Here is a 5,687-nt window from a genome sequence, read left to right as displayed (position 1 = left end):
CTAGACCACACCGGTATAATGCTGGTTTAAGTCCAAATGAGTCAGAAAGAATATACTGGTTAAATTCTAAAACTGTGGCCAATTTTACTTGACCACTTCACTGGCAATTAATGATATTGACCATACGAAAACAAAAGCGATGTCACCACAAACAAATGGGATCTGTGAACGGTTCCATAAAACGATCTTAAACGAGTTTTATCAAATAACGTTTAGGAAAAAAATCTACTCAACGATGGAGGAATTGCAAAAAGATCTAGACGAATGGATGGATTACTATAACAATGAAAGAACTCATCAAGGTAAAAAGTGCTGTGGACGAACTCCGTTAGAAACTTTACTTGATGGAAAATCGATTTGGGCTGAAAAGAATTTAGCTCAAATCTAAGCTGACAAAGCACCCTAAAAATCGGGTAACTGTCAGATCAGGTCTGAGCTACTACATTTTAGTGTAGGAGAAATGAGGGTTAGTGCCACCGTTTATGCGGTTTATCTAGTTGAGTAAGCTATTTTAAACTTCCTTTCACGTTATTTACAATTTTCTTTATAAAGTACGTTAGTTAATATTAAAAAGATCAAGTTTATATTCTTGAGCCGCGAAAGTCTTTTTTAAATCCGCGGATCTAACATCAGAGAACATAAACCAGCCAAGTGCCGCCTGTTTACCATCGTTTGATAGGGTAGAGCTTAAGTGGGCGATTCTTTTTGTATCGAAGCTCTCAGCGTTTGAGCTGTCAGAAGATCTATAACTTCTCGCCAGCTTAGCGCTTAGTGTTAGGCTATTCGTCGAAGCATCTAATTTATAGATAAACGCTTTAGCAAATATAGTATCACGTTGCTCTTTTGCATCAATGCCGGTTAATAAGGTATCACCGGCTTGATTTAGCTTAAAACCTCTATTTAAGCCTAATCCATTGAAGAGTTTAGAGTTTCGCATAAATGACATCTGTGCTTTAGCGTTACTAATACTTGCCGGTACTTTAACTAATACTTTTGTTGGTTTTCTTTGTTTTGGTGTGATTCGCATAGTTTTTCCGTTAGGAGTGCTTATTGGCTGCCATCCCAACGTAGTTTTTTTCCACAAGCTGATCATCGGGTAGGCTAGCGCCACTTCAACAGGGTCACCAAAAAAGGTATATTTATCATTATTTATTTCTTCTTCTGCGTATTCTCCTATCGCTAAAATATCACCAGATAAGTTCGTCGCAATATCTACGCCCGACATTGAGTTAGCATTAGGTAAGGTCGAAAAGTCAGTTGTTACCTGATATGAACCATCAGTTAACGTGAGTTCAACCACAAATCCTTGGTAGTTTACACCGTATTTTTCGCTTTTTGCCAAAGACAGTAGTAATCGTTGACCTCCATCAATCGTTAACAACCGCGTAATATGCCAACCTTGCCACTTGGTTGGTAATTTTTGCTTTAATAAAGGCTCTTTAGGGTTATTAACATCATAAACCACTAACTCGAAGTTGCTCGCCATTATTAATTTTTTGCCCGAAGACGTTAAACTAAATCGCCAAGGACGATAACTATGCTCTGTTTTTTCTGTCGTATTCTCCATTAATATTCTTTCAGCACTGAAGGAGTTAAACGTATAGGTAACTTCTTCACCCATACCTACTTGGCTAACTCCAGTACAAATACTCGGATTGTATTTACATTTATAAACATAGGCAGTTTCAGTATTATTATCGTATTGCCAATCATTTAATCGGTATAGTCTATCGTTCTGCTTTTTAAGTTGGCCTAGCTCCTTTCCCATCATTTCAAAATTAATCGTTTTTAAGCTGATCTCAGCTGAGCTACTTGGAGATATCACTCCAAAAGGGAAGTAATTTAGTAATGGAAAATTAGATGATGAGTCAAAACGAGTGAATTGATGAAAAGGTATTTCAGCTAATTTATTAGCTTTAGATTGAAACCCTCTTTTTATTTCACGGTAAGTTATATTACCTGATAATGAATTAGCTACTGCTATGGTAGGTGCTTTGCTCAAGGTAGATATTTCTGAGCTGACAGCCGAAATTTCGCGTTGTTTAACTTCTTTTTTAGGTACATTTACGCTAGTGGGGGCAGAATTAAAATCTATCGAGGTAAAGATAACCACAATAAAAATAATGGCGGAAATTACAAATAATAATGTTGAGGGTGCCATTTGTGAAGGAGCACTTGCCACTACATTACCGGCTGATAAGTTTTGCCTATTAATTGTTTGGTGTTTTCTTTTTGTTGCCTTCTTCTGAGTTTTTGCCTGTTGTTGTATGTTGGCTCTGGTTTGACCTAGCTTACAATGCGGGCAATTTTTTTGCCAATAACTATGGCTGGTATCTTGTTGACAGACCTTAAGGTTGAGGCTCTGCTTTGCTAGTAACTGCTGCCATGCACTGGCTTTTATGCGATGAGTACTGGTTAAACTTTGGCTGAACGCTTGTAGTAAAGCATCAGGAAAATCGTCATGTATACTCCACGGAGACGGCTTTATTTTTTTATGTGGCATTTTAGCGTAAGCATAAAGGCCAGCGGTAATTTTTGCTTGGTTATCGGTAGGAAGTGACTTACCGCCTTTTGAAACGCCTTGAAAAGGGTGCAAGCCATTATTTAACAATTGAAACAATATCGCAGCTAAAGCAAATAAGTCTTGTGCTTCACCTAACTTTTCAGGAGCAAGTTGGGCAGCAAAGGCTTCTGGGGCAATATAACCTGCGGTGTATTGATGCCCCAGAAATTGCTTGTTGTTACCTTGTATAGAAAAGCCGTCACAGTCGAGAACGACTACTTCTGCGTTACGTTGATCAAATGACAAGTTAGCTGGCTTTAAATCAATAATATGATGACCAAGTTGATGCAATTCAGCTACTTTTTGGGCTAAATTAACCGCAACTTTTACTCTAAATTGATAGCTTTCGCTGATACCTAAAGAAGAGCGTAAGCGCTTTGAGAGTAACATTTCAAGCGTATGGCAGTGGCTCAAATCAAGTAATGGCATCGCGTAGCCGATGAAATTACTCTTCTGATCACTAAGTATGGCTACTGGCCAACAAAAGCCGTTGCCTTTGGGAGCATGAGATAACATTTGCCACAATTTATCTTGCCGTTGCTTATCTTTAAGCGGATCATGATAAACTTTTAAAGCTAATTTTTTATCAACACTCGCATAAATAGTGCCATCAGCACCACTGCTAATTGCCTTCTTGTTGTAGCGTATTTTTTGGGTCTTGCCATCAAGGTAGATCAGGTTTACGTTATTACTCATTAAACAGCCAAACTAAGGTTTTATCATCGCTGGTAATAACGTCAGTACGAGGATCTTTTAAGGTATTAGCTAACGCCTGTTCGCCAGTAATGCTATCAACACTTTTTAAGTATTGGTGTACAGGTAATAAAAAATTTTCTGTTGGACGATAAGGGTTGGTTAACGCGGAAAAACTAGCAGCACCATCAGACATTAAAAACCAAAGTTTGTAACGCTCAGGGGCACAAATATAGCGCAAATGTGATTGCCAGTCAGGTAGCGTAAAAAAGTAAGTTGTTTCGGCAAACTCGCCATTTTCAGGCTCACTCACCACAAAGTCAGACCAATCATCGGGATTAATACCAATAATTAAACCATCGCCAATATGAAAAACTAAACTGCCATTATTATTAGTGACTATGCCACATAAGGTTGCGTGATAATCAGATAATGGTCCTTGTTTGCTCACCTCATCTCTGACTTGACTAATAGCGCCTTCAATACGGCTTAGCGTATTTTCATCCGTTGATATTGTATGAGCTAAAGCTTGGCAAACGGTATCGACTAATAGTCTAGAGCCAATGTGAGAATGTACTGCAGAGCCCGCACCATCAGACAAGCAAGCCACAACACCGCTTGAGTTTTTGGTTACTTGCCAAGCGTCTTGGCAAGGAATATCCTTAGAAAGATGAGACGTTCCGGTAATTGCGCTACCTAAAAAACGTGTAGACATTAAATTTCAACCTCTGCCCATTCATCAGGAGCAGGTAAGCGAACTTTTTGCCCGGGAACACTAGCAGAAACCGTCGCCATAGAACGACTTAACCACACAAACAACTCACTAAAGTTTAAACCTTTTAATTTTTTAGCTGACTTATTTGAAAATTGGCTTAAGGCTTCAAAGTCTGCACCTTCAGTACCAATTGGAAAAACAACAACTTGTTTATTTGACTCAGCCTGACGGCATGCTTTTGCTGATCTTTCCCAGTCAATATCGGTTGGGCAGCCATCAGATAAGAGAATTATCCAAGGTCTAGTGCTGGAAATACCATTGCTATCATACACCGACTTTTGTTGTTGTACTTCAGTCAATGCAGCGTCCATACCGGCACCTAACGGTGTTAAGCCACCAGCTTTAATGGTTGGCGCTTTAAAATCGACGGCATCAACCCAAGGTTGTAAAACTTCAACATCGTCATGACCGCCAACAGCTAACACCAATACTTGTATTCTTAATGCGGTTGAGAGGTCGCTCTTTAATTGCTCTTCAAAAATTTTAAGGCCAAGATTAAGCTGTTTAAGTGGCTCACCAGACATAGAGCCTGAGGCATCTAAAACGAGTACACAAGGAGTTCTTTGATTGGCGTTATCGATAAATTCAACACCAGGAATAGCATTATTAGACATTTGAAATTAAATCCATTTAGAGTAAAAGCTTATTAAATCAAAAAAAGTTAATGAATTCTAACGATATTTTAAAAAACCTTTTGATGTCTCAATGCTATAGCAAGTAATGTCGTCAATTAACTTCATTGCTTCCATATTATTTTTTATTACTACTATATGCTTAGAGGATTGATTATGGTCGGTAGGTAAAACCCTAAGCCAGCTATTCGATGTGTAATAAAACTACGTATACGGGCGATGTTAGGTTTAGGCTTTTTTGTCGCAGTTCCTAAACCTAAGCAAGGCTGTAGTAGCAAATCAGGAGAAATAATCTTAGCTATTCAAAAGCTATATGCTACGCCTTGCCCGCAGTTTAATAAAATGTTGCGAGTTGCTAGCTGAAAAATTAGAAAAGCGCCTTAATAAAAGGGTTTGTTAACACCCCTCCTTGATTAACTGACGCACTATTGGTAAACATTTTAATCCGGCAGTAACATCGCCTTCGACCGAGGCTGAAACTATTGCGCCTTCTTTAAGCAAACAAAGAGTTTGTGTTAACTGCTGACACAGATCTTCATTTTTAATAAACAAAGACAGTTTTGCTTGTATCAATACCTTAATTTTATTTTTGTGTGCTTTACATAGTTGGCGTGCAGGGGCGTTATGATCCCCATATTCGGCAGCGGTATTGATAAAAAAACAACCTTTAAATTCGTCAAGCTCGATCACTCTGTTATTAAACCAATCATCTAGAGCATAAAATATTGCAAGCATTGCATCAGTGCCTGTGCTTTGATCATTAAGTATAGACTCAAACCATTGACAAAAAATCATATCGCGGTAATGGAGTGTTGCCAAAACCAACTCCTCTTTACTGGCAAAGTGGTTATACAGGGTTTTTTTAGCGACTCCAGATTGCTTTAATATTTCATTGATACCAATAGAATTAATGCCGCGAGCGTAAAAGAGTTTTAAAGCCACGTTAATTAGCAGCAGTTTTTTATCATTCATATTACTTTCTCCAGTTGAGATATATGTTGACAGAAGTAGAACGACTTGTCTA

The 5,687-nt window shown here is 38.4% G+C and carries 5 protein-coding genes and 1 pseudogene; 1 reads left to right on the top strand and 5 read right to left on the bottom strand.

All coding sequences use genetic code 11. The annotated features are described in order from the left end of the window. Positions 1-100 precede the first annotated feature (100 nt). Positions 101-388, top strand: a pseudogene (locus tag KO495_RS07960) (integrase core domain-containing protein); the annotation flags it as partial. 168 nt (positions 389-556) lie between these two features. On the opposite strand, the gene KO495_RS07955 reads toward KO495_RS07960, so the two are convergent. The 5 genes from KO495_RS07955 to KO495_RS07935 form a co-directional block, all read right to left on the bottom strand. Further along, the gene (locus KO495_RS07955) at positions 557-3,259 is read right to left on the bottom strand and encodes a hypothetical protein (RefSeq protein ID WP_215979877.1); all 2,703 of its coding nucleotides are present in this window, start codon (positions 3,257-3,259) and stop codon (positions 557-559) included. Further along, positions 3,252-3,971, bottom strand: a complete 720-nt coding sequence (locus tag KO495_RS07950) for a PP2C family serine/threonine-protein phosphatase (RefSeq protein ID WP_215979876.1) — start codon at positions 3,969-3,971, stop codon at positions 3,252-3,254. The genes KO495_RS07955 and KO495_RS07950 overlap by 8 nt, the downstream gene beginning before the upstream one ends. Beyond that, a complete protein-coding gene (locus KO495_RS07945; protein ID WP_215979875.1) occupies positions 3,971-4,645 on the bottom strand; it encodes a VWA domain-containing protein in 675 nt (224 codons plus the stop codon). Before KO495_RS07945 ends, KO495_RS07950 begins: the two co-directional genes overlap by 1 nt. A gap of 152 nt (positions 4,646-4,797) precedes the next feature. Next, positions 4,798-4,953: a DUF2938 family protein gene (locus tag KO495_RS17730; protein WP_354668374.1), complete on the bottom strand. Its 156-nt coding sequence runs from the start codon at positions 4,951-4,953 to the stop codon at positions 4,798-4,800. A 106-nt stretch (positions 4,954-5,059) separates the two neighbouring features. Beyond that, on the bottom strand, positions 5,060-5,687 hold a 628-nt coding region (locus KO495_RS07935), incomplete at its 5' end, for a TetR/AcrR family transcriptional regulator (protein WP_252738872.1).

Source organism: Colwellia sp. D2M02, from assembly GCF_018860755.1.
Lineage (GTDB): Bacteria > Pseudomonadota > Gammaproteobacteria > Enterobacterales > Alteromonadaceae > Colwellia > Colwellia asteriadis.
The sequence above is the reverse complement of the archived record's forward strand: the minus strand, read 5'-3'. Positions and strand labels throughout refer to the sequence as shown.